The sequence below is a fragment of the Streptomyces sp. NPDC002671 genome, assembly GCF_053592475.1.
The window spans coordinates 1-1,372 of record NZ_JBSFVU010000167.1; the positions used below are offsets into that span (position 1 = coordinate 1).

The window sequence follows — 1,372 nt, forward strand, 5'->3', positions numbered from 1 at the left end:
CACTGAGTGGGCGTTAAGTCCGATCTTTCTCGATTCGTGATCGCTCGATCGTGGTACTGATCGCCGTCTGGGACGCCTACTGGGCATGTCCATGCTCGGATGTGGAGCGTGGAGAGAGAGCCGTACCCCAGCGACTTATCGGACGCGCAGTGGGCGTTGATCGAGCCGATGATCACGGCCTGGAAGCGGGAGAGGGTGGCACGGTCTGCGACCGGCGACCCGGGGTCCTGCGACCTGCGGGAGGTCGTGAACGCGATCTTCTACCAGAACCGGACGGGCTGTCAGTGGCGCTACCTACCTCACGATCTGCCGGCCTGGTCGGCGGTGTTCTACTACTTCGGCCTGTGGCGTGAGGATGGCCTTGACCAGCGGATCCAGGAACTCCTGCGCTGCCAGGTGCGGGAGAAAGCCCGCCGATTAGAGGACCCGTCCCTCGTGATCCTCGACACCCAGTCCGTGCGTGCGGCCGCCGGTGTCCCCAAGACCACGACGGGACTGGACGCCAACAAGAAGGTGTCGGGGCGCAAGCGGGGACTGGCCGTCGACGTTCTGGGGCTGATCATCGGCGTCGTCGTACTGGCCGCCTCCGCCCACGACAACGCCGCCGGCACCGCCCTGCTCGACCAGGCTGCCGAACGATGCGGAATGCGCCTGGAGAAAGCCCTGGTGGACCAGGGCTTCAAGGACGAAGTCGTCATCCACGGCGTCCTGTTGGACATCGACGTCGAGATCGTCCGCCGCAACCCTGACGACCAGGGCAAAGGCTTCGTCCCGCAACCGAAGCGGTGGATAGTGGAGCAGGTCAACGGCACATTGATGCTGCACCGACGTCTGACTCGGGAGTACGACCACCGGCCCGACACTTCCGCCTCGCGCGTCTACTGGGCCTCCACCGCGAACATGACCCGCCGCCTCACCACCCCCGCATCCACCTGGCGCGACACCCTCGGGCTGGCCGCGTGAACATCTCCGAACTCCTGGCAGACCTCCAGGCCCGCCACGACGAAGCCACCGCCCGAGCCGGCGAACTCCGCGGCCAGATCGAGCACCTCACCGCCGCCCTGGCCGAGACCGAAGCACACCTCGCGGACATGGCCACCACCCGGAAGGTCATCGCCGAACTCGTGCCCGCCGCAGACCAGGCCGAGCCCGATCCGCCCGAGACGAGCACCGCCTACCAGGCCATCGTGAACGCCTTCAACCAGCACCCCGACCAGGAATTCCGAGCTCGCGAGCTACACGAACTCCTCGGCATGCCCACCGACGAGGCGTCCGTCAACATCACCCGCAGCCGCCTCGGACGCCTCACCCGCCAAGGCTTCCTCACCCAACCCGGACGAGGCCGATACCAGAAACGGACTTAACGCCCACT

Annotated in this window: 2 protein-coding genes; both read left to right on the forward strand. The window is 66.4% G+C overall.

Going from position 1 to position 1,372, the window contains the following annotated elements; translation table 11 throughout:
* The first annotated feature begins 99 nt into the window (after positions 1-99).
* A complete protein-coding gene (locus ACWD35_RS45490) occupies positions 100-963 on the forward strand; it encodes an IS5 family transposase (RefSeq protein ID WP_451357179.1) in 864 nt (287 codons plus the stop codon).
* The gene (locus tag ACWD35_RS45495) at positions 960-1,364 is read left to right on the forward strand and encodes a hypothetical protein (RefSeq protein ID WP_451357180.1); all 405 of its coding nucleotides are present in this window, start codon (positions 960-962) and stop codon (positions 1,362-1,364) included. Before ACWD35_RS45490 ends, ACWD35_RS45495 begins: the two co-directional genes overlap by 4 nt.
* Positions 1,365-1,372 lie beyond the last annotated feature (8 nt).

Bases quoted from the DNA above. Each gene is read 5' to 3' on its own strand.
- ACWD35_RS45490 (WP_451357179.1), top strand. From the start codon at position 100: ATGTGGAGCGTGGAGAGAGAGCCGTACCCCAGCGACTTATCGGACGCG.